The following is a 19,394-nucleotide window of genomic DNA, read 5'->3' on the forward strand; positions in this document are numbered from 1 at the left end:
GCCGCGGTGGGCAGCCCCGGGCCAACAAGACGCGGTACAACGGCAAGTACGGCAGGTAGCAGCGCGCCGCGGGCGGGAGGACCGACGATCGCACTCCGTGACGAGGCCGGCTTCGCCGACATCCGTTCGTACGCCGCCATCGGTGACGGGCGGACGGTGGCGCTGGTGGCGCTCGACGGCTCGATCGACTGGTACCCCACGCCCGACCTCGACTCCACGCCGACGTTCGCCCGCCTGCTGGACGCCGACGAGGGTTTCATCTCCCTCGCCCCCACGGCGGAGTTCTCGGTGGAGCGCCGCTACGCGGACGGCTCCAACGTCCTCGAGACCACGTACACCACGGCCACGGGCACTGTCCGCGTCACCGATTCCCTGAACACCGGGGTCGCGGGCAGGTTGCCCTGGGGCGAGCTCGCCCGCCGCATCGACGGGCTGGACGGATCCGTGCACATGGCGTGGTCCGTCGCGCCGGGCACCTGTTTCGGCACGGCGTCGCCCTGGCTCGACGAAGGACCGGAGCACCCGGTGCTGCGCATCGACGCGGTCGGGCTCGGAGTCCTCGGGATCGACCACGGACTGAAGACCCCCCAGGGCCGATCCGTCGAGGGAGCCTTCACCACCTCCGCGGGATCCCGCCATCTCGTGGCCGTCGTCTCGACGCACGGGGAGCCGCTGCCGCTCCCGGACCCCCAGAGCATCGACGACGGCGTGGACCGGACCATCCGCAACTGGCAGACGTGGTCCGACAACTTCGGGTATGACGGCGACTACCGGCACGCCGTGCTGCGCAGCGCCCTGGCCCTGAAGCTGCTGCTGCACAGTCCGTCCGGAGCCATCGCCGCTGCGGCAACGACGTCGCTCCCCGAGAGTGCGTCCGGCGGCAAGAACTGGGACTACCGCTACGCCTGGGTCCGGGACACCGCCTATACGCTGCACGCACTCACCCGCGCGGGTCTTCGCGAGGAGGTCCACGGAGCCGTGTCCTGGATGCTCAAGAATCTGCGGTCCCAGGGCTCGGACCTCGAGGTGTTCACGCGCCTGAACGGCGACACCCCCGACGGCACGCGACGCCCCGACCTCACCGGCTGGCGCGGCAACGGCCCGGTGGTCGACGGCAACCCGGCGGCAGGGCAACTGCAGCTGGGCGTCTTCGGCGACGTGTTCGACATCGTCTGGCAGTACGTCCAGGCGGGCCACGTCCTCGATCCTGCGACCATGCGACAGCTCGCCGACCTCGCCGACCTGACCTGCGATGTCTGGCAGCGACGCGACGCCGGGATGTGGGAACTGCCAGAGGAACGCCACTACGTCACCTCGAAGCTCGGCTGCTGGAACGCGCTGCGGTGCGCCGTGCTGCTCGCCGAACGAGGCCAGCTCCAGGGCCCCTTGGAGCGGTGGAGCGCCGAGCGCGACCGCATCCGCGACTGGGTCCACGAGCACGGCTGGTCCGAGGAGCGGCAGAGCTACATCTGGTATCCCGGATCCACGGAGCTTGACGCCTCGATCCTCCTGCACGCCATGAGCGGCTTCGACACGGGCCCGCGGATGTCGGCCACCATCGACGCCCTGCGCGAGGAACTCGGCGCAGGACCACTGCTCTACCGCTACAGCGGGATGCAGGAGGAGGAGGCGACCTTCGTGGCGTGCGCCTACTGGCTGGTATCGGCGCTCGTCGCCGTGGGCCGCCGCGACGAGGCCGTGGACCTGATGGAGGAGCTCCTGCCGCTGGGGAACGACGTGGGCCTCATGTCCGAGATGATCGACCCTGCCGACAACTCCTTCATGGGGAATCTCCCGCAGGGGCTCAGCCATCTGGCCCTGATCGTCGCCGCCCTGTCCATCTCCGGCAAGTCCTGAGCCGTCAGGACGTGACGAAGTAGACCCAGACGCCGATCACCCAGGTGGTGCCGGCGAGGCAGGCGAGTCCCAGCTCCGCGAGGATGCCCAGCCCGGTCGCCTTCAGGGCGTGGAGGCTCGAGGCCAGTGCCGCACGTGCATTGCGCTGGCGGGCGAACTCACTGGCGAACAGGCCGAGGGCGAAACCGACGAACAGGCCGACCACGGGGATCACGAACATGCCGGCGATCCCTGCCAGCACCCCGAGGGTCACCGACCGGCCCGGTATCTGCCGCTGCCTGAGGGTCCGTCCCGTGAGCACCACACCGGCACCGAGACCGGCACCGGCCAGGACCGTGCCGATCGCGAAGACCACCCAGCCCTCGGTACTGGCCACGGTCAGCGCCCACATGAGCAGTGACACGATGATCAGGATGCTGCCCGGCAGGACCGGGACCACCACTCCCGCGATACCGACGGCGATGAGCGCACCGCAGACCACCGTCATGAACACCTGTAGATCCATGGCCCAAGTCTTGCATCGACGGGCGTGACGCGCGGCCAGGGACGGGCCCCGTGGCCCCGGTCATGGAATACTGGAGGGAATACTAAGCCGCCTTAGCGAGCCTGCGGGCCCTGAGATCAGGAGGATCAATGAGCACACCGGCAACAGGAAACAACGAGGGCGACCGCTCCCGGCACGCCGACGACTCCGACAACCCCACGGAACTGCTGGACACAGGACGGTCCGGCGCGGGCGCGAGCAGCGCCGGCGCAGCGGGCACGGGCCGCACGGGAACGGACGACGGCGGGAGCGACTACGTGCCCGGCGCATACTCGGCCGACGACGACTCCAGCGGCGAGTACGTCCCCGGCATGTACTCGGACGCACCGGACAGCACCCCGACCCGCGAGCACACCCAGGCGCCCATCTCCGCGTCGAGGGCTGTCCCGCGCGACGAGGACACGAAGATGCACACGCAGGTCGCCCCGGTGGTGGCGGCCCGGCAGGAGACCGACGCGCGCAGCGACGATCGGAGCCGTGAGCGGCCCGCCCCGCGGAGCGCCGTTCCGGGATCGCGTGTTCCGGGCCTGGAGGAGCGCAAGCTGCTCCACCAGCGCGAGAAGGAGCACTTCGGCGGCATGAAGTTCGGCTCGGCCTTCTTCGGCTGGCTCACCGCCACCGGCATGTTCGTGCTGCTCTCGGCCCTCGTCGGGGCCCTTGCCGCGGTCTTCGGCATCGGTTCGAACCTCTCCACCGCGGACCTGACGAGCGGTTCGGGCGAGGCGCAGACCACGGGCATCACGGCCGCCGTCGTGCTGGGCGTCGTCCTGCTGCTCTCCTACTTCGCCGGTGGCTACGTGGCCGGCCGCATGGCCCGGTTCAGCGGGGTCAAGCAGGGGGTCGCGGTCTGGCTGTGGGCCGTCATCGTCGCCGTCGTACTCGCCGTCATCGGGTTCATCATCGGCAACCAGGCCAACGTCACCGAGCGGTTCCAGGGCCTCGGTGTCCCGTCCGCCGCCGACCTCACCGGCCCCGGACTCATCAGTCTGCTCGTGGTGGCCGCCGTCGCGCTCGTCGGGGCGATCCTGGGTGGCCTCGCCGGCATGCGGTACCACCGGAAGATCGACCGCGCGGACTTCGATGCCCTGGAGACCACGGAGTAGATACGGCACAGGCACCGGAGAGGTGCCGGCGACCGGACGGTCGGCAGCCAGGATGACGACAGCCCCGGACTCGAAGGAGTCCGGGGCTGTCGTCGTCCTGCGGGAAGCCTCAGGGCGAGGGCATCCCGCCGTTGACGTTGAGGGTCTCACCGAGCACGTAGCTCGCCTCGGACGAGGCCAGGAAGACGTAGGCGGGGGCGAGTTCGGTCGGCTGTCCGGCGCGGCCGAGCGGGGTGTCCTTCCCGAATTCGGGCAGCGCCTCCGCGGGCTGTCCGCCCGAGGGCTGCAGCGGCGTCCAGATGGGACCGGGTGCCACGGCGTTGACGCGGATGCCCTTGGGCGCGAGCTGCTGCGCGAGTCCCTTGGTGAAGTTGTTGATCGCGGCCTTGGTGCTCGCGTAGTCGACGAGTGTCGGTGACGGCTCGTAGGCCTGGATGGACGTGCTGTTGATGATCGCCGACCCGGGCTGGAGGTGCTTGAGCGCCTCCCTGGTCACACGGAAGAACGAGTAGATGTTCGTCTTGTAGGTGTGGTCCAGCTGCTCGTCGCTCAGCTCCTCGAGGGACTCGACCGCCACCTGCTTGCCGGCATTGTTGACGAGGATGTCCAGCCCACCGAGCCCGTCCACCGCCTGCTGCACCAGGGCGGTGCAGTACGCGGGGTCCTTGAGGTCACCCGGGATGCAGACGGCCGTGCGGCCCTCCGCCTCGATGATGCCCTTGACGACCTGCGCGTCCTCTTCCTCCTCGGGAAGGTAGGACAGGGCGACGTCGGCTCCCTCACGCGCGTACGCGATGGCGACCGCCGCGCCGATCCCGGAGTCGGACCCCGTGATGAGGGCCTTCCGGCCCTGCAGCCGGCCCGTCCCGCGGTAGGAGGTCTCCCCCCGGTCCGCCTTGATCTCCAGGTCGGACTCGAGCCCCGGCTCGGCCGTCTGCTTGGCCTGCGGGGTGATGCTCTCGAAACGGGTGACGGGGTTCTGGAAGGTGTACTGGTCGGTCGATCCTGAGGTGCTCTCGGAGGTCATAGGTGTTCTCCCTGTACAGAATGCGTGTGCCGCGTCATGTCGACGCCTGGCTGGTTGACAGCTCGGCCCTGAAGCTAAGCCTACTTATCACCCTAGGCGCGGGGGAAAGCCCGGACAAGCCCGCCGGACGCCACGCGGATCGCTGGCATGACGTGCCACCGGCGGCTACGACGGCGCGCGGTGCCGTCGCACGGGAGAACGGTCAGAAGACGACCGAGAAGAAGCCGGCGCCGATACTGAGCACGAGGGCGGCGACGACCAGCCAGACGATCGGGGTGCGGAGCCTGCGCATGTGATCCATAGTGCGTCCAGTCTAGGGGGCGCGCATCGGGAGCGACCGGCGGTCGTAGAGTCGGTGCCATGGAGCTGTTGCTGATCCGTCATGGCCAGACACCGAACAATGTCGCCGGATCCCTGAATACGGCTTTCCCGGGTGCCGGACTGACCGCGCTCGGCGAGCACCAGGCCCGCGCCGTGCCTGCCGCCCTTGCGGGCATCGCCCTCTCGGGCATCTACGCCTCGCCGCTCGTCCGGACGCAGCAGACCGCCGAACCGCTGGCCTCGACGCTCGATCTCGACACCCGCGTGGTCCCCGGGCTGGAGGAGATCAGTGCCGGCAGCCTGGAGATGCTGAGTGATCCCGTCTCCGCGGAGGCGTATGCGACGTGCCTGCTCGGATGGATGGAGGGCGATCTCGACCGACGCATGCCCGGCGGCACGACCGGGCATGCGTTCATCGAGCGGTACGACCGCGCCATCCGGCGGATCGTGCAGGACAGCACCCAGGAGCAGTCGGTCGCCGTCTTCTCGCACGGCGCCGCGATCAGGGTCTACACCGCCGTGGCCACCGGCCTGAGCCCCGCCCGCGCGCGGACCCTGACCATCGACAACACGGGTATGAGCGTCCTGAGCGGCGGCCCGGGTCGGTGGCACCTCGCCTCGTGGCACCCGGAGCCCCTGGGAGGGCCGGCACTCGAAGGGTTCGCCGGGAACGACGTCACGGGTCAGTCCACCTGAGGTCCCGCGGTCGGGCCGCGGGACCCGGATCGGCCCCGCCCGGGCACCGCACCGCCGGCAGGGACGAGCCTCCTGTCCGACCGTGCCTCAGCGGTTCTTCGGCACCCGCCGGACCGAGCCCGTGGTGCTGAAGAGGAAGATCAGCACGGACGCCAGCAGAACCAGGAGCGCAGGTGTCCAGGATCCCGTGGTGTCGTGCACGAAACCCAGCAGCGGAGGCGACGCTGCCGCCAGGCAGTAGCCCGATCCCTGCACGATCGCCGACATGCGACCGGCAGATGCCTGGTCGCGGGCCAGCCGGATGATGGCGATGAAGATCACCGTGATGCCCCCGCCCTGGGCGATGCCGCCACAGATGGACCAGAACCACCACAGCTGCGGCGCCAGGAGCAGTCCGGCCGGGACGGACGTCCACAGCACTCCGACGGTGACGGCCACTGCCGTCGTACTCAGGAACCGGGCGGCGAACGGCACTCCGAGGCCGCCCACGATGGCGAGGATCTGGAAGATCGACGATCCGGCACCTGCTTCGGAGACGGACATGCCGAGTTCGTCATGCAGGTAGCTCGGCAGCCAGGCCGTCAGTCCGTAGTAGGAGAAGGCCTGCATGGCGAAACCTGCCGTCAACCCGGCAGTGATCCACCCGGAGCCACGTACGGGCGGCAGCGTCGTGTCGCCGCCGTCCTCGGCCGAGACCGAGAAGGCGGTCCTCGGCCCCACCGCCAGGGTCCAGACCGCCACCGCCGCGACGGCGAGGACCGCGACCGCGGCGAGCGCGACCCGCCATCCGGCCAGCCCGGCGAGCGGCGCTGTCACCACCGAGGTGAGGAAGGATCCGATGTTCAACGCGGCGGTGTAGATCCCCATCGCCGTCCCCTGCCGGGACGGCGGGAAGTCCCGCCGGACGATCAGCGGGACCGCGATGTTGCCCACCGTGATCGCAAGGCCGATCACCACGGTGCCGCACACCACCAGCACGGGGCCGCCGGCGGAACGCACCAGGACGCCCGCCAGCACGCCGAGGATGGTCAGCGTCACCGCGAACTCGGCACCCCATCTTCTGGCGGCCAGGGACGCGAGTGGTGCCGCGAGGGAGAAGCACAGGACCGGGATGCTGGTGAGCAGCCCCAGCAGGGCGGGCGAGAAGCCAAGATCCGCCTGGATCCGATCCACCACCGGAGCGACCGCCACGATGGGGCCCCGCAGGTTGAGTGCCACCAGGCCGATGCAGGCGAGCAGGATGTAGCTTCTGGGAATCCCGGCGGGGAACCGGCCCCTCATGGGGCAGGACGCGGGGCCGGCGACTGTTTCATTCCTCCCATTGCTACCATGCCCGGAGCGCCGGCGCCTCGAACGGCTCCCGCTACACGCGGCCCGGCGACCGGGCACGGGCCAGGCGCTTCAGGCCGTCCGCGGGCCGCACGGGGTCCGGCCACCGCGGCTGCAGGTCGTCACCCAGGGTCACCTTCCGCAGGCGGCGACCGAACATCGGCACCACCCACTCCCCCAGCCAGGCCGTCTCACGGCGCAGTCCGGCCACGAGCCCCGCGTACTCCTTCCGGTCGGGGAGGCGCGGGGTCAGCGAATGGTCGATGCCGAGGGACCGCAGGACATGGGCGGCGAGGTTCCGGTGACCGGCCGGGGACATGTGCAGGCGGTCCGCGTCCCACAGGCCCGGGTCCGAGTACTCCTCGAAGCACCAGTAGTCCACCAGCACGGCGTCGTAGGCGCGCGCGATGCGCCGCACGTGGTCGTTGTACAGCCAGTTGCGCCGCTTCATCGGCTCGAAGACGGGGCTCAGCGGGATGTCGAACCCGGTGAAGAGGAGCGGGCGTGCCCCGGCTCCGGCGATGCGCGCCACCATCGACTCGTACGACCGCATGAGGGCAGCCATGTCGATGCGGAGTTCGAGGATGTCGTTGCCACCGGCGTAGAGACTGACGAGCGTGGGCTTGAGCGCGAGGGCCCGGTCCACCTGCTCGTCGCGGACGTGGTGCAGGCGCTTGCTCCGGATCGCGAGGTTCGCGTACTCCCACTCCGGGTCCTGGCGTCCCAGCTGCTTGGCGACGCGGTCGGCCCACCCCCGGACACCGTTGGGGAAGGTCGCGTTCCAGTCGCCCACGCCCTCCGTGAAGGAATCACCGATCGCCACGAACCGTCCCGCCATTCGAGGGAGCCTAGCGGTGCCGGGCGACCCGGGAGCGACGACGGGGCGAACGTCCGGTGAAACCCCCACGCGGCAGGCCGGAAATAATCGACGGGCGATCGTGGCTGAGAGGAGCATGGAGCATCGCATCGCAGTCACAGGCTCGACCGGCACCGTGGGCGGCGGCGTCGCCCGGATGCTCGCCGCCGAACAGGTGCCGCTCGTCCTGCCCGTCCGGTCCCCGGACCGGGCACAGCACCTGCCCGAGTCCACCGTCCGACGAACGACCTATGCGGACTTCGACGCGTCGGTCGAGGCCCTCGCCGGGGTCGATGTCCTCTTCATGGTGTCCGCCGCCGAGGAACCGGACCGGGTGGGGACCCACCGCACCTTCGTCGATGCGGCGAAGGAGGCGGGGGTGCAGCACCTCGTCTACACCTCGTTCCTCGGTGCCGCCCCGGATGCCGTGTTCCTCCTCGGACGCGACCACTGGTACACGGAGGAGCACATCCGCAGTTCGGGCATGTCCTGGACCTTCCTCCGCGACAGCCTCTACCTCGACTTCGTCCCCTCGCTCGCGGAGGACGGCGTCATCCGCGGTCCGGCCGGCGACGGCCTGCTCGCCGCCGTCGCGCAGGCCGACGTCGCACGCTCCGCCGCCGCGGTCCTGTGTGCGCCCGGCGACCACGCGGGGAGGACGTACCACCTGACGGGGCCCGAGGCCTTCACCCTGGCGGACGCCGCGGCGACCATCACGGAGTGCACGCCCGCGACCGTCCGCTTCGAGGACCAGACCCACGACGAGGCGATGGCGTCCCGCGCCCACCACGGGGCACCACGGTGGCAGGTCGAAGCTTGGGTCAGCACGTACACCGCGATCGCCCGCGGCGAGCTGGCGGAGGTCTCGCCCGACGTCGAGCGCCTCACCGGGCGCCGCCCCCTCGGCCTGCGCGAGCTCCTCGCGGCGAGGGGCTAGGGCCGTGCGCCGGGATATCGTGCCCGACCCGCAGGCCGGCCGTGCCTTCTACCGGTTCCTGACCTCGGTGGTGGTCCCACGCCCCATCGCGTGGGTCTCCTCGACCTCGGTGGACGGCGTGGACAACCTCGCCCCGCATTCGTTCTTCACCATCGCCTCGGTGAACCCGCCGATCGTCCAGTTCACGTCCGTGGGCCGCAAGGACTCCGTGCGCAACATCGAGGCCACGGGTGAGTTCGTGGTCAGCCTCACCCCCGAGCACCTCTTCGAGGCCGTCAACGCGACCGGCACGGACTTCCCGCCCGACGTCAGCGAATTCGATGCCACCGGGCTCACCCGCGAGCCCAGTGCGAGGGTCAGGCCGCCCCGCGTCCTCGAATCCCCCGCCGCCCTCGAGTGCCGGCTGCACCTTCTCCAGGACATGGGGGACTGCACGCTCGTCTTCGGCGAAGTGGTGCACGCGGTGGTCTCCGAGGATGTCCTCGACGGCGCCCTTCCCGCGATCGATGCGCTGCGTCCGCTCTCGCGTCTCGGCAGGGACGAGTGGGGCACGGCCGGCAGGATCCGCTCGATCCCACGGATCCCCGTCGCGGATTGGCCCGGGCACTATGACGCCGACACCGCAACTCCGTGACCTGGATCGACCCCATCTGCAGGCGCCGCCCAGGGTGCTGACATACAGTGGGGACATCTGCGGGTTTAGCACCCCACTCCCGGGCTGGGAAGCCATCCGTCAGCCCCAGGGACCCACATGAGCGTTACCGCCGCCCCGCGCACCGTCCGCATCTCCAGGCCGAACGACGTCGTCGCCTCCTACTCCGTCCTGCTCAAGCAGGTCCGCAAGGAAGGCCTCCTGAACCGCCGACGGCGTTTCTACGTCTCGGTGTTCGCGGTCCTCGCCCTCGCCATGGGCGCGGCGTGGACGGGGTTCGCGCTCCTGGGTGACACCTGGTTCCAGCTCCTCGTGGCAGCCGTGCTCGGAGTCGTCCTCACGCAGGTCGCGTTCCTGGCGCACGAAGCCTCGCACCGCCAGATCTTCAAGACCCGCGGCGCGAACGACTGGTCCGGCCGCATCCTGGCCGCCGGCGTCGTCGGCATCAGCTACGCGTGGTGGATGGACAAGCACACCCGCCACCACAACGATCCGAACACCCGCGGCAAGGACCCGGACATCGAGGTGGACACCATCTCGTTCCTCGAGGAGGACGCCGCCAAGGCCCGTGGCATCCAGGCCTGGATCACGCGCCGCCAGGGCTACCTGTTCTTCCCGCTGCTCACCATGGAGGGCATCAACCTCCACGCCCGCTCGATCAGCACCCTGTTCGCCCGCCGTGCCATCAAGGGCCGCTGGGTCGAGCTCGCACTCCTCGGCGCCCGCTTCGGGGCGTACCTGGGCGTCCTGTTCTGGTTCCTGCCGGTCGGCATGGCCTTCGCATTCCTCGGCGTCCAGCTCGCCGTGTTCGGCATCTACATGGGGGCGAGCTTCGCCCCCAACCACAAGGGCATGCCCGTGGTACCGAAGGACAGCAAGCTGGACTTCTTCCAGAAGCAGGTCCTCACCTCACGCAACATCCGCGGTGGCTCTTTCGTCAACAACGCCTTCGGCGGCCTCAACTTCCAGATAGAGCACCACCTCTTCCCGGACATGCCGCGCCCGCACCTGCGCCGCGCCGCCGTGATCGTGAAGGAGCATTGCGAGCGGCTGCGCGTGCCGTACACCGAGGTCGGCGTGGCCGCGTCCTACGGGGCCGTCGTGTCCTACCTGAACCGCGTGGGACTCGCCGCCCGGGATCCGTTCGACTGCCCCATGGTCAACCGCTTCCGCAGGCCCTAGCGTCCGGCCGCCTGCGTCACAGCGCGGCGGCCGGAGTACGCAGGACATGCGTCAGGACCGGACGCGTGGCCCGCAGGCCGAGTGCCACCAGTCCGACACCTCCCGCGAGGCAGGCGATGATCACGGCAACGGACAGCGGCGCGAAGATCAGTGCAAGCCCGGCGAGCGGGAGCACGACGACGACCGCCGTCAGTGCGCTGCCCACCGATACGACCATCAGCGGGAACAGGACCGCCCGCGTGCGGGCGGCGTTCATCGTCGGAACCGGCATGCCGAGCCGGTCCAGGCTCACGTAGAGGTCCCGCCGGTCGAGCAGCAGTGACGACTGGTTGACGCCCACGGAGCACGCCACCATGAGGAACGACGCGACGATGGTGATGAGCACGCCCGTGCGCACGTCGTCCCCCAGGAAGCGTTCGCTGCCTTCGAGGGGCCCGGCCGAGTTCATCAGCGCCGCTCCCGTTCCTCCGAAGACGGCCACGAAGCACGTCATGGCGACGCCGCTGACCTGCCGCCAGGCGCCCTTCGGGGAGTCGAGGATCTGGCGGGCGGCGAGGAGCCGTTCAGGAGTCCGCGCCGAGCGCACCTGACGGCGGGCCAGGACCCCGATGATCCACGGGCCCACCAGGTCGAGGACACCGAGCGCCCCGGCGAACCCCACCCCCAGGACCACCACCACGGTGGCGAAGTCCTCGACTCCGCCGATAGTGCTCAGAACCGTCACCACGACGGCGATCACGGCGATGCCGATGACGGCACGCAGCCAGTGGATCCGCGGTGCGTGCCGGCGGGTGCGCACGCCGAGCGGGGAGACCACGATCGTCCGCAGGCCCAGCACCGCGCTCACCGCCGCCAGCAGCACCACGCCCAGGGCCACCAGTGCGATGGGACCGGGCCCCATCCACACCGATCCCCCCAGGGCCTGGCCCCGGAAGGGGATCAGCTGGACCACGGGGATCAGCAGCAGGTGGCCGATGATCCCGGCGAGGGCGCCGACGGCGGCCAGCAGGGCCGATTCCGCGACGGTCATGACGGCGACGGTCGAGGCGGGGGCGCCGAGGAGGCGCAGGGTCGCGAGCCGCTCATCGCGGCGGCGGGCGGAGAGCCGTGCGGCCGATCCGCCGAGGGACACGAGCGGGACCACGAGGAGCGCCGTGGCGATCGCGGCGAGCGCCAGGTAGAGCTGGCCGGTCTCGTCCTGCCACTGGAAGAAGGAGAGCCCGCCGGCGACGACGGTCAGCAGGAGCGCGGTCACGAGCCCGAAGGCCGTCACCGGGAGGGCTGCGGCAGAGAGCCCGCCCGCCGAGGGACGCGCGAGCAGCCAGGCGAGGCGGAGCGGCACCTTGACGGGGATGCGCGGCGTGGTCGGTGCCACGGCGGGCGGGACGGCGAGAGCGCCGGTGGCGCTCATGCTGCCGACTCCGCATGCAGCGAGTCGCTGACGATGCGCCCGTCACGCAGCCGGACGGTGCGCGCACACCGGCGGGCGATGTCGTCGTCGTGCGTGACGACGACGAGCGTCTTCCCCGTGCCGGTGGTGGACTGGAGGAGCAGATCCATGACGTCGGCCGACGTGCCGGAGTCGAGCGCCCCGGTGGGCTCGTCGGCGAAGATCACGCTCGCTCCGGACACCTGTGCCCGCGCGATGGCGACACGCTGGGCCTGGCCGCCGGACAGCTGACCGACGCGGCGGTCCTCCAGTCCCGCCAGGCCGAGTGCGGCGAGCCACCCCGCCGCCGAGTGCTCGGCACTCGAGCGGTCGACGCCGAGCAGCATCAGCGCGACGGCCACGTTCTCGAGTGCCGTTGGTTCGGGGATCAGCAGGCCCTGCTGGAACACGAAGCCGAAGGTGGAGCGGCGCAGCGCGGACCGGTCCCGGTCGGAGAGCCGCGCGACGTCGGTGGTGCCGCCGTCGTCGTGCCGGAGCAGGACCTGCCCGGTGTCCGGGGTGATGATGCCGGCGAGGCAGTGCAGGAGTGTCGTCTTCCCACCGCCGGAGGGACCCATGACGGCGACGGACTCACCGGCCCGGATGTCGAGGCTGAGGTCGGAGAGAGCGCGCGTCGCGTGGTAGGCCTTCATCAGGCCGCGTGCGCTGAGCACGGCGGCCCGGGCGGCCGGCGTCGAGCTGACGGGATACGGGGTGGCCGCATCCAGCGCAGCGGGTGTCGTGGCGGGTGTCGTGATGGGTGAGATGGACAGGGGTCTGCCGGGAAGTGGGAAGGTCATGTTTCCATGCTTCCGCTGCCGGCCCGCCCGCGCGTCGGGCTGGAGGCTGACCGGCTTCCGGTCCCCTCATACCGTGGCGGGAGGCGGGTCTACGCCCGGGACGCCGATCCGGGATCCGCCAGGAGCACCCTGAAGACCTCACCGAGCGGGCCTGTGAGATCGTCGGAGGTCGCCGATGCCGCGGGCTGCACACCGGTGGAGGTGCGGAGCATCACCAACCCGAGCATGGTGGCCATGGCGATCTGCGCCCGCACCAGCAGGTGCTCGGTACCGGGATCCCCTGTGCTCCATCCCGCCGCCCCGGCGAGCCTCCGGGTGAAGGACTCCAGGGTCCGTCGGCGGATGCGGTCCGCGTTCTCGTCCCCGGACGAGCGCAGCAGGAGGAGGAGTTGCAGGGGATCGTCGGCGTTCGGCGATTCCACCACGTGGGTGATCAGCCGGCCGATCACGTCGTCGACGCCCACCGCGGGAGCCCTGTTCGCTGTGTCGAGCTCGTCGACGGTCCGGTTCATGCACGCCTCGAAGAGCCCCTCCTTCGACCCGAAATACCGGTTGATGAGCGCGACGTTGACCCCGACGTCGGACGCGATCTGCCGCACGGTCGTCGCGCGGTAGCCATCCGTGGCGAAGCGCCTGCGGGCTGCCCGCACGAGCGCGCGGCGCGTGACCGTAGCGTCCCGTCCGGACCGCACCTCGTCGGCCTGCTGTTCCCCTGTTCCAGGCGATTCCGAAGGCGCCTGCATCCCGTTGGCCATGATGTACCTCCGCACCCACTGTAGACCGCGGACACCGCATGTAAACGATTGTTGATTTGCGGGGACCAGTGATTATGCTGAAAAGTAATCACGCGTTTACTTCTCCGAGGAGCTCCATGTCCACCGTCACCCAGCGCCCCACTACGGGACCGACCCCGAAGGATTCCGCCGGGCGCCCCCGCGGCACGGCGATCATCGCCTACCTGTCCCTCGGCGGACTGTCGTTCGCCGTCCTGCAGTCACTGGTCGCTCCGGCGCTCGGAACGATCGGACAGGACCTGGGCGTCTCGACCGCTTCGGCGAGCTGGGTACTGACGGCATACCTGCTGTCCGCCGCGGTGCTGACCCCGATCCTCGGTCGCCTGGGCGACATGGTCGGCAAGCGCAAGGTCCTCATCGTCGTCCTCGCACTGCTCCTGGTCGGCGCGGTCCTCGCCGCCCTCGCGACCAACCTGACGGTGCTGATCATCGCGCGCATCCTGCAGGGAGCCGCCGGCGCCGTCATGCCGCTCTCGATCGGCATCGTCCGCGACGAGCTGCCGAAGGAACGCGTGAGCGTCACGATCGGCCTCCTGTCGGCCATCTTCGGCATCGGCGCCGGCGTCGGGATCGTCGCTGCCGGCCCGATCGTCGAGTCGCTGTCCTGGCACTGGCTCTTCTGGATCCCCGCCGGCCTCGTGCTGATCGCGTTGCTCGGTGCCATCTTCGGTATGCCCGAATCACCCGTCCGCACACCCGGCCGCCTCGACACCCTCGGAGCGGGGATCCTGTCCCTCGGCCTCGTGGCGCTCCTGCTGGCCATCAGCGAGGGGCAGACGTGGGGGTGGGCCGACGGCAGGACGATCGGCCTGCTCGGCGGAGGAACCGTGCTGCTCGTCGTCTTCGTGCTCGTGGAACTGCGTGTCGCGGAGCCGCTGATCGACCTGCGGCTCTTCCGCCACCGCGGCGTGTGGACCGCACACGTCGTCGCCCTGGCCTTCGGCTTCGCGATGTTCGGGACCTTCATCCTCGTCCCGACACTCCTGCAGCTGCCGACGGTCCTCGGCTACGGCTTCGGGAAGTCGGTGAGCGAGGCCGGCGTGTACCTGCTCCCCACGGTCGCGGCGATGGTCGTCTCCGGCGTGGTCGCCGGGGTCCTGATCCGCAGGATCGGCCCGAAGGTGCCGATGATCGTCGGCTCCGTCGCCGTCGTCGTCGCCTTCGCCCTCCCTGCCCTCGGCCATGCGGAGGAGTGGCAGATCCTCCTCTCGGGAGTCCTCACCGGGATCGGCATCGGGATGGCCCTCGCGGCGACCTCCAACGCCATCGTCGAGAGCGTGCCTGCGACCCAGACCGGAGAGGCGATCAGCGCGAACACCGTCCTGCGCACCATCGGCAGCAGCATCGGGACGGCCGTCATCGCCGCCCTCATCACGTCGAACACCACGGCCCTGGGCGCACCCGCCGATCACGCCTTCACCGCCGGGTTCTGGGTCTCCGCGGGCGTGGGTGTCCTGGCGTTGCTGGCAGCGCTCGCTGCCCCCTCGGTGCGGGGCCGTCATCGGGGCACCACGACGGCGGGTATCGACGACTGAGGACAGCCACCCCACGTACCGCCCCACATCCCGTCGGACACCGCAAGCGATCGGCGCGGCATGCAGGGGAAGAACGCTCCACCGGACCGTCCGGTTACGGTGGAGCATGTTCTTCCTCTTCGGCCTCACCACGCGTGAGCACCTCCGGTTCACCCGCTCGGCGACCTGCCGCTACTGCGGCCGGCATGCCCCGCAGCAGGTCCTCGAGCGCAGGACCAAGCTCTCGGTGTTCTTCATCCCGCTCATCACCCTGAAGAGGACGCGGCTGCAGGTCTGCACGAACTGCGGTGGGACGTCCAGGATCAGCGGCTCGGAACAGCGCGCCCTGGCCCACTAGCTGCTGATGCCCCCGATGGTGCCCCGAACCATGCTGACGCTGGAGTGGGAGGGGTCCCCGTCGAAGGGTTCGTCGGAGACGTCGACGATGGGGAACTGCGCCAGATCGATGTCGGCGGGCACGGCGAAGCTGCCGCGATCCCCGTCCATCAGGCCGATGCTGTACATCTGCCCGAGGTCGGGGGCGATCAGCCACACCTGCCGGTACCCCTCAGGCGCCGGGCCGGTCAGGTCGATGTCGAGGGTTCGGGTGCCGTCGCTCGCCCGCGAGACGGTGGCCTCGCCGGATCCTGAATAACCGGGCAGTGGCTCCAACGCGGCCTGCGCCTGCACGGCGGTTTCCCGATCCGTTCCCAGGGACTGGATCCCCCACAGGGCGCCTCCGCCCACCACGATCCCGACTCCTGCCGCCACGGCGAGCCAGCGCGCCGAGAACCGACGCCCGGCACGTGCGGGCCGGTCCGGGATCGGCACGACGACCGATGACGCCTCCTGCCGGCGGACGGGCGGACCCGACGTGTCGGCATCCAGGTCCACGGACAGGCCGAGTTCGGTCCTGATGGCCTCCCAGACCGCCGGTCCCGGCGGCTCGAGCACGGTCGTCGACCCGTCGGCCTTCGCGACCATGACGACGCTCCGCAACTCCTCCACGTCGGTGGAGCAGGCATGGCACAGGCCGAGGTGCTCCCGTGACCATGGATCGAGGGGCTCGTCGAGCGCAGCGAGACCGACGAGGTCGGGGTCAAGATGCTGCATTCCATTCCCCCAATCGTTGCCGCAGGTGCACGAGGCTTCTCCGTATGTGGCTCTTGACGGTCCCCAGGGGGAGATTCAGGCGGGCCGAGATCTGCTGGTGCGTCAGGTCTTCGTAGAAGGCGAGCTTGAGGATCGAACTCTGCGGCTCGCCGAGCAGTTCGAGTTCGGACCCCAGGACCACCCGGTCAGTGATCGTATCAACCCCGTGATCCCGGGTGACGCCGGTTTCGGGGGTTGCCGCCGAGTGCATCACCAATCGCTGCTGCCTGCCCTTCGCCGACAGGGAGTCGAGGACGACGTTCCTGCAGATCCCCAGGATCCATCCCGGTACCGTGCCGGACTCCGGGTCGAAGCTGCTCCTGAAGCGCCAGGCCCTGACGAACACGTCCTGCGTGATGTCCGCAGCCGCCGCCCGGTCACCCGTCGACCTGAGCGCGATCGTGTGGACGAGGGGCGAGAAACTCCGGTAGGCAGCCGCCATGGCACCCTCGTCTCCTGCAGAGAACTCGAGGTCGAGCTCCCTCGTCCACTCAGGGCCCGGAGGTGCCACGGTCCACTCCTCAAGCGCGGGGGCCGCACCGGCGCGGCGTCCTGCGATCCTACGCCCTCACCGCGGCAAGTCAGAGGGGCAGGGCAGTGAGCACGACATTGTCCTCGTAGTCGCCTTCGTCCGGCAGCCATTCCCCTCCGCACGTGATGATCCTGAGCTGGTGGTCGCCGTCGCGGGCGAAGATCTCCGATCCGTCCAGCGTCGCCTTCGGGATGTTCCGCACGTCGGAGACCCGGTACCCGAGGGACCGCCCGTCGTCGAGGGTGATGGTGACGATGGTGCCGATGGGCACATCCTTCAACCGGGCGAAGGGCATGACCTCCGTGAGGCTGTCCACGTGGGCTGCCAGTACAGCGTTGCCGGCTTCGGCCCCGGGGGCGGGTCCGTACCGGTACCAGCCGGCCTCCCAGAAACTGTCGGGTATCTCCATTGCGTCGTTCGCATCGATCCCGACGTCGACGACCCTCACCGAGATGTCGGTGCCCGCGATGTCGAGTGCCACGGGAGCCGCATCCGCCGGCCTGAGCGCCGCATCTGCAGGCTGGACGGGAACGCCGGTGGCGCCCGTCGCCGGGGCCGCCGGGTCGGCCGCGGGCGCAACGGGTGCAACCGCCGAGGGTGACGAGATGGACGGCGCCGGCTCCGGGGGTGCCGAGGTGTCACCCGGCGCGCACCCGGCGAGGACGACGGCGGCGAGCAGGGCTGCGGTGATTCCTCGCTGACTGGACTGCACTGTCTCGGATACTCCTTTCGAGAACGGTTCCGCGGGGTGGGGAGGCGACGCCGCCTCCCCACCCGCGCGGCTAGCTGGAGACCCGGACGGCCCGCCGGCGGGAGACCGCTGCCGCACCGCCGAGCAGCACCAGCAGGAAGGCACCGATGCCCACGGCGGCTCCGTTGTCGTCCTCTGCCGCGAGGCCGGACTGACCGCCGGGGACGGCACCGGGAGCGGAGTGGAGGCCCTCGATGACCTGTGTGGCCAGCGCGAGGTTCCCCGCCTCGAGGCTTCCCCAGGCGTAGACGATCGTCGATGTGCCTTCGGGGAGGGTGAGGTCCGCAGGGCCGATCACCGGAGCGGTGGTGCCCGTGGCAGCCACCGATGCCGACACCGTGCCGGCGTCCGTGGTCAGGGATGCCTCACCCGGATTGCTGAGGTTCTGGAGGATCGGCGCTCCCCCTGCGAGGACGTCGACGGCGGGGGCGGCTGCGACATGGCGGACCGTGACCCTCGTCTTGCCGGCCTCGACGGCGGAGAGGTCGTTGGTGTAGAAATTCGCGGTGGGGTTCCCCTCGGCATCGAGATTGGCCGTCGCGGTGTAGTTCCCGCCCGCCGCCAGGTCGACGTCGACAGGACCGATGAGCGGCGCGCTCGCGTCGGCTGCATCCGCCGCCGTGACGGCCAGCTGGTAGGCCCCCGCCGGCAACTCCAGCGGACCGGCCAGCTCGCCGGGAGCGAAGTCGTCCAGCGTGAGGGCACCGTTGACGTACACATCGACGGTGAGATCAGGAACGCCGTGAAGCACCGACAGCGATGCGACGGCTGGTGTTTCTGCGGCCGTTGCCGGAGCAGCGATGGACGCTGCTCCCACGACTGCGGCGGCTCCTACGGCGTACAGGCTTCTTTGCATGACATCTCCTCGATCCGGCCCCTTCGGGGGCTGTTTCCACTGACATCCGGTAATACCCGGAGGCGCAGCCGTTTGGATGCAGGAGGACGAGGAATCTTTCCGGCTCAGGCGTTCCAGAGACCGTAGGAGTCGGCGAGCGAGGAGATCTTCTGCGCCCGTGCGAGGCGGGGGAGGTAGGAGCCGTCGCCCACCACGGCACCCGCGGCGTGCTCACGCAGCAGTTCAGCAGCCCAGTTGATCTCTGATTCGCTGGGCGACAGTCCCCGGTTGATGGTGTCGGTCGCGTCCGTGAGCAGGCACAGCTTGCCGGTCATGCCCATGGAAGCCGTGACCTTGCAGGCCTCGAGCAGCTCCTCTCCCAGGGCGCCGACCGTCGGGCCGTCGATCGGGCCGGGCAACTGCCCGACGCGCGAGGCGACCACGAGCTTGGAACGCGCATAGGCGAGCGCCATCGGATCATCGGACGCACCGGTGTCGCGACGGAAGTCGCCGACGCCGAAGGCCAGGCGGAAGGTACCGGGCGCGCTGGCGATCGCCGTCGCGTTCTCGATGCCGAGCGCGGACTCGATCAGGGCGAGGACGGGCGTACCCGCCTGGAGGCGCATGGCCGTGTGGGTCACCTGCTCGGGCTTCTCCGTCATGGCCAGCATGACGCCGCGGAGACCCGGTGCATTCGAGAGGGCCGCGAGGTCCTCGGCCCAGTACTCGGTCTCGATGCCGTTGACGCGCACCCAGGCCGTCATGCCGGTGGACAGCGCCTCGACCACGCGCTCGCGGGCCTCGGCCTTGCCCGCCGCGGGAACGGCGTCCTCCATGTCGAACACCACGGAATCGGCCTCGGACGTGAGGGCCGGGATGAACGTGTCCTCGGAAGCAGCGGACGCCAGCAGCCAGGATCGGGAGAGCTTCGCGGGAAGCGCGGCTGCGCGGCTGTTTCTGAGGGAGGTGGCCATGCTCAAACAGTACTGAGGACTGTGGGGCATTATCCACCGGAGACAGGGTGCGGTCCGTGAACACTACGACCAAAAGGGCTCTCCGGAGCGGCGTCCGGGTTCCCGGCGT

At 70.1% G+C, this 19,394-nt stretch carries 20 protein-coding genes; 8 read left to right on the forward strand and 12 right to left on the reverse strand.

Translation table 11 applies throughout. The features are described from left to right. Nucleotides 1–87: 87 nt before the first annotated feature. Nucleotides 88–1,857, forward strand: a complete 1,770-nt coding sequence (locus tag ACX80L_RS03715; RefSeq protein ID WP_459288083.1) for a glycoside hydrolase family 15 protein — start codon at nt 88–90, stop codon at nt 1,855–1,857. A gap of 4 nt (nt 1,858–1,861) precedes the next feature. Here the strand turns inward: ACX80L_RS03715 and ACX80L_RS03720 are convergent, their stop codons facing one another. After that, nucleotides 1,862–2,362: a DUF456 domain-containing protein gene (locus ACX80L_RS03720; RefSeq protein WP_459287729.1), complete on the reverse strand. Its 501-nt coding sequence runs from the start codon at nt 2,360–2,362 to the stop codon at nt 1,862–1,864. A gap of 128 nt (nt 2,363–2,490) precedes the next feature. On the opposite strand from ACX80L_RS03720, the gene ACX80L_RS03725 reads away from it, so the two are divergent. Then, nucleotides 2,491–3,504 (forward strand): hypothetical protein, encoded by a 1,014-nt coding sequence (locus ACX80L_RS03725; protein WP_459287731.1) that lies wholly within the window; start codon nt 2,491–2,493, stop codon nt 3,502–3,504. Nucleotides 3,505–3,613: 109 nt separating this feature from the next. Here the strand turns inward: ACX80L_RS03725 and ACX80L_RS03730 are convergent, their stop codons facing one another. After that, a complete protein-coding gene (locus tag ACX80L_RS03730) occupies nt 3,614–4,531 on the reverse strand; it encodes an SDR family oxidoreductase (RefSeq protein ID WP_459287733.1) in 918 nt (305 codons plus the stop codon). Between the two features lie 360 nt (nt 4,532–4,891). Here ACX80L_RS03730 and ACX80L_RS03735 point away from each other — a divergent pair, with 360 nt between their 5' ends. Beyond that, on the forward strand, nt 4,892–5,548 hold the full coding sequence (locus ACX80L_RS03735; RefSeq protein ID WP_459287735.1) for a histidine phosphatase family protein: 657 nt from the start codon (nt 4,892–4,894) through the stop codon (nt 5,546–5,548). A gap of 87 nt (nt 5,549–5,635) precedes the next feature. Here the strand turns inward: ACX80L_RS03735 and ACX80L_RS03740 are convergent, their stop codons facing one another. Then, nucleotides 5,636–6,829: an MFS transporter gene (locus tag ACX80L_RS03740; RefSeq protein WP_133081465.1), complete on the reverse strand. Its 1,194-nt coding sequence runs from the start codon at nt 6,827–6,829 to the stop codon at nt 5,636–5,638. 82 nt (nt 6,830–6,911) lie between these two features. After that, the gene (locus ACX80L_RS03745) at nt 6,912–7,715 is read right to left on the reverse strand and encodes an SGNH/GDSL hydrolase family protein (protein WP_459287737.1); all 804 of its coding nucleotides are present in this window, start codon (nt 7,713–7,715) and stop codon (nt 6,912–6,914) included. 115 nt (nt 7,716–7,830) lie between these two features. On the opposite strand from ACX80L_RS03745, the gene ACX80L_RS03750 reads away from it, so the two are divergent. From ACX80L_RS03750 to ACX80L_RS03760, 3 genes are all read left to right on the forward strand, one after another. Next, on the forward strand, nt 7,831–8,670 hold the full coding sequence (locus ACX80L_RS03750) for an SDR family oxidoreductase (RefSeq protein ID WP_459287739.1): 840 nt from the start codon (nt 7,831–7,833) through the stop codon (nt 8,668–8,670). 4 nt (nt 8,671–8,674) lie between these two features. Next, nucleotides 8,675–9,304 (forward strand): flavin reductase family protein, encoded by a 630-nt coding sequence (locus ACX80L_RS03755; RefSeq protein WP_459287741.1) that lies wholly within the window; start codon nt 8,675–8,677, stop codon nt 9,302–9,304. A 117-nt stretch (nt 9,305–9,421) separates the two neighbouring features. Continuing rightward, nucleotides 9,422–10,504: a fatty acid desaturase gene (locus tag ACX80L_RS03760; protein ID WP_133081469.1), complete on the forward strand. Its 1,083-nt coding sequence runs from the start codon at nt 9,422–9,424 to the stop codon at nt 10,502–10,504. A gap of 16 nt (nt 10,505–10,520) precedes the next feature. On the opposite strand, the gene ACX80L_RS03765 is transcribed toward ACX80L_RS03760, so the two are convergent. The 3 genes from ACX80L_RS03765 to ACX80L_RS03775 all read right to left on the reverse strand — a co-directional run bounded on the left by ACX80L_RS03765 (nt 10,521) and on the right by ACX80L_RS03775 (nt 13,488). Further along, complete coding sequence (locus ACX80L_RS03765; protein ID WP_459287744.1) at nt 10,521–11,915, reverse strand: FtsX-like permease family protein; 1,395 nt, start codon at nt 11,913–11,915, stop codon at nt 10,521–10,523. Beyond that, nucleotides 11,912–12,586, reverse strand: coding sequence for an ABC transporter ATP-binding protein (locus tag ACX80L_RS03770; protein WP_459288085.1), 675 nt, complete (start codon nt 12,584–12,586; stop codon nt 11,912–11,914). Before ACX80L_RS03770 ends, ACX80L_RS03765 begins: the two co-directional genes overlap by 4 nt. 236 nt (nt 12,587–12,822) lie before the next feature. Further along, entirely contained in the window at nt 12,823–13,488 is a 666-nt protein-coding gene (locus ACX80L_RS03775; RefSeq protein WP_459287746.1) for a TetR/AcrR family transcriptional regulator, read from the reverse strand. Between the two features lie 116 nt (nt 13,489–13,604). On the opposite strand from ACX80L_RS03775, the gene ACX80L_RS03780 reads away from it, so the two are divergent. Continuing rightward, the gene (locus ACX80L_RS03780) at nt 13,605–15,062 is read left to right on the forward strand and encodes an MFS transporter (RefSeq protein ID WP_459287748.1); all 1,458 of its coding nucleotides are present in this window, start codon (nt 13,605–13,607) and stop codon (nt 15,060–15,062) included. A gap of 106 nt (nt 15,063–15,168) precedes the next feature. Next, a complete protein-coding gene (locus tag ACX80L_RS03785) occupies nt 15,169–15,399 on the forward strand; it encodes a zinc-ribbon domain-containing protein (protein ID WP_459267892.1) in 231 nt (76 codons plus the stop codon). Here ACX80L_RS03785 and ACX80L_RS03790 read toward each other — a convergent pair. From ACX80L_RS03790 to ACX80L_RS03810, 5 genes are all read right to left on the reverse strand, one after another. Next, nucleotides 15,396–16,154: an anti-sigma factor domain-containing protein gene (locus ACX80L_RS03790; protein ID WP_459287750.1), complete on the reverse strand. Its 759-nt coding sequence runs from the start codon at nt 16,152–16,154 to the stop codon at nt 15,396–15,398. The two genes, ACX80L_RS03785 and ACX80L_RS03790, sit on opposite strands and share 4 nt — an antisense overlap. Then, complete coding sequence (locus ACX80L_RS03795) at nt 16,141–16,704, reverse strand: RNA polymerase sigma factor (protein ID WP_244186255.1); 564 nt, start codon at nt 16,702–16,704, stop codon at nt 16,141–16,143. The genes ACX80L_RS03790 and ACX80L_RS03795 overlap by 14 nt, the downstream gene beginning before the upstream one ends. A gap of 70 nt (nt 16,705–16,774) precedes the next feature. Beyond that, nucleotides 16,775–17,437: a class F sortase gene (locus ACX80L_RS03800; RefSeq protein WP_459287752.1), complete on the reverse strand. Its 663-nt coding sequence runs from the start codon at nt 17,435–17,437 to the stop codon at nt 16,775–16,777. Nucleotides 17,438–17,507: 70 nt separating this feature from the next. Continuing rightward, the gene (locus tag ACX80L_RS03805; RefSeq protein WP_459287754.1) at nt 17,508–18,332 is read right to left on the reverse strand and encodes a DUF4397 domain-containing protein; all 825 of its coding nucleotides are present in this window, start codon (nt 18,330–18,332) and stop codon (nt 17,508–17,510) included. Between the two features lie 104 nt (nt 18,333–18,436). After that, on the reverse strand, nt 18,437–19,285 hold the full coding sequence (locus ACX80L_RS03810; protein ID WP_459287756.1) for an HpcH/HpaI aldolase/citrate lyase family protein: 849 nt from the start codon (nt 19,283–19,285) through the stop codon (nt 18,437–18,439). Nucleotides 19,286–19,394: the final 109 nt, after the last annotated feature.

This window comes from Arthrobacter sp. MDT1-48-3 (genome assembly GCF_054511015.1).

What these genes read in the sequence shown, in the direction of transcription:
- ACX80L_RS03785 (WP_459267892.1), top strand. Translation starts at nt 15,169, where the DNA reads ATGTTCTTCCTCTTCGGCCTCACCACGCGTGAGCACCTCCGGTTCACC.
- ACX80L_RS03720 (WP_459287729.1), bottom strand. Translation starts at nt 2,362, where the DNA reads ATGGATCTACAGGTGTTCATGACGGTGGTCTGCGGTGCGCTCATCGCC.
- ACX80L_RS03725 (WP_459287731.1), top strand. Translation starts at nt 2,491, where the DNA reads ATGAGCACACCGGCAACAGGAAACAACGAGGGCGACCGCTCCCGGCAC.
- ACX80L_RS03780 (WP_459287748.1), top strand. Translation starts at nt 13,605, where the DNA reads ATGTCCACCGTCACCCAGCGCCCCACTACGGGACCGACCCCGAAGGAT.
- ACX80L_RS03770 (WP_459288085.1), bottom strand. Translation starts at nt 12,586, where the DNA reads ATGAAGGCCTACCACGCGACGCGCGCTCTCTCCGACCTCAGCCTCGAC.
- ACX80L_RS03730 (WP_459287733.1), bottom strand. Translation starts at nt 4,531, where the DNA reads ATGACCTCCGAGAGCACCTCAGGATCGACCGACCAGTACACCTTCCAG.
- ACX80L_RS03740 (WP_133081465.1), bottom strand. Translation starts at nt 6,829, where the DNA reads ATGAGGGGCCGGTTCCCCGCCGGGATTCCCAGAAGCTACATCCTGCTC.
- ACX80L_RS03810 (WP_459287756.1), bottom strand. Translation starts at nt 19,285, where the DNA reads ATGGCCACCTCCCTCAGAAACAGCCGCGCAGCCGCGCTTCCCGCGAAG.
- ACX80L_RS03750 (WP_459287739.1), top strand. Translation starts at nt 7,831, where the DNA reads ATGGAGCATCGCATCGCAGTCACAGGCTCGACCGGCACCGTGGGCGGC.
- ACX80L_RS03765 (WP_459287744.1), bottom strand. Translation starts at nt 11,915, where the DNA reads ATGAGCGCCACCGGCGCTCTCGCCGTCCCGCCCGCCGTGGCACCGACC.
- ACX80L_RS03760 (WP_133081469.1), top strand. Translation starts at nt 9,422, where the DNA reads ATGAGCGTTACCGCCGCCCCGCGCACCGTCCGCATCTCCAGGCCGAAC.
- ACX80L_RS03745 (WP_459287737.1), bottom strand. Translation starts at nt 7,715, where the DNA reads ATGGCGGGACGGTTCGTGGCGATCGGTGATTCCTTCACGGAGGGCGTG.
- ACX80L_RS03735 (WP_459287735.1), top strand. Translation starts at nt 4,892, where the DNA reads ATGGAGCTGTTGCTGATCCGTCATGGCCAGACACCGAACAATGTCGCC.
- ACX80L_RS03775 (WP_459287746.1), bottom strand. Translation starts at nt 13,488, where the DNA reads ATGGCCAACGGGATGCAGGCGCCTTCGGAATCGCCTGGAACAGGGGAA.
- ACX80L_RS03805 (WP_459287754.1), bottom strand. Translation starts at nt 18,332, where the DNA reads ATGCAAAGAAGCCTGTACGCCGTAGGAGCCGCCGCAGTCGTGGGAGCA.
- ACX80L_RS03790 (WP_459287750.1), bottom strand. Translation starts at nt 16,154, where the DNA reads ATGCAGCATCTTGACCCCGACCTCGTCGGTCTCGCTGCGCTCGACGAG.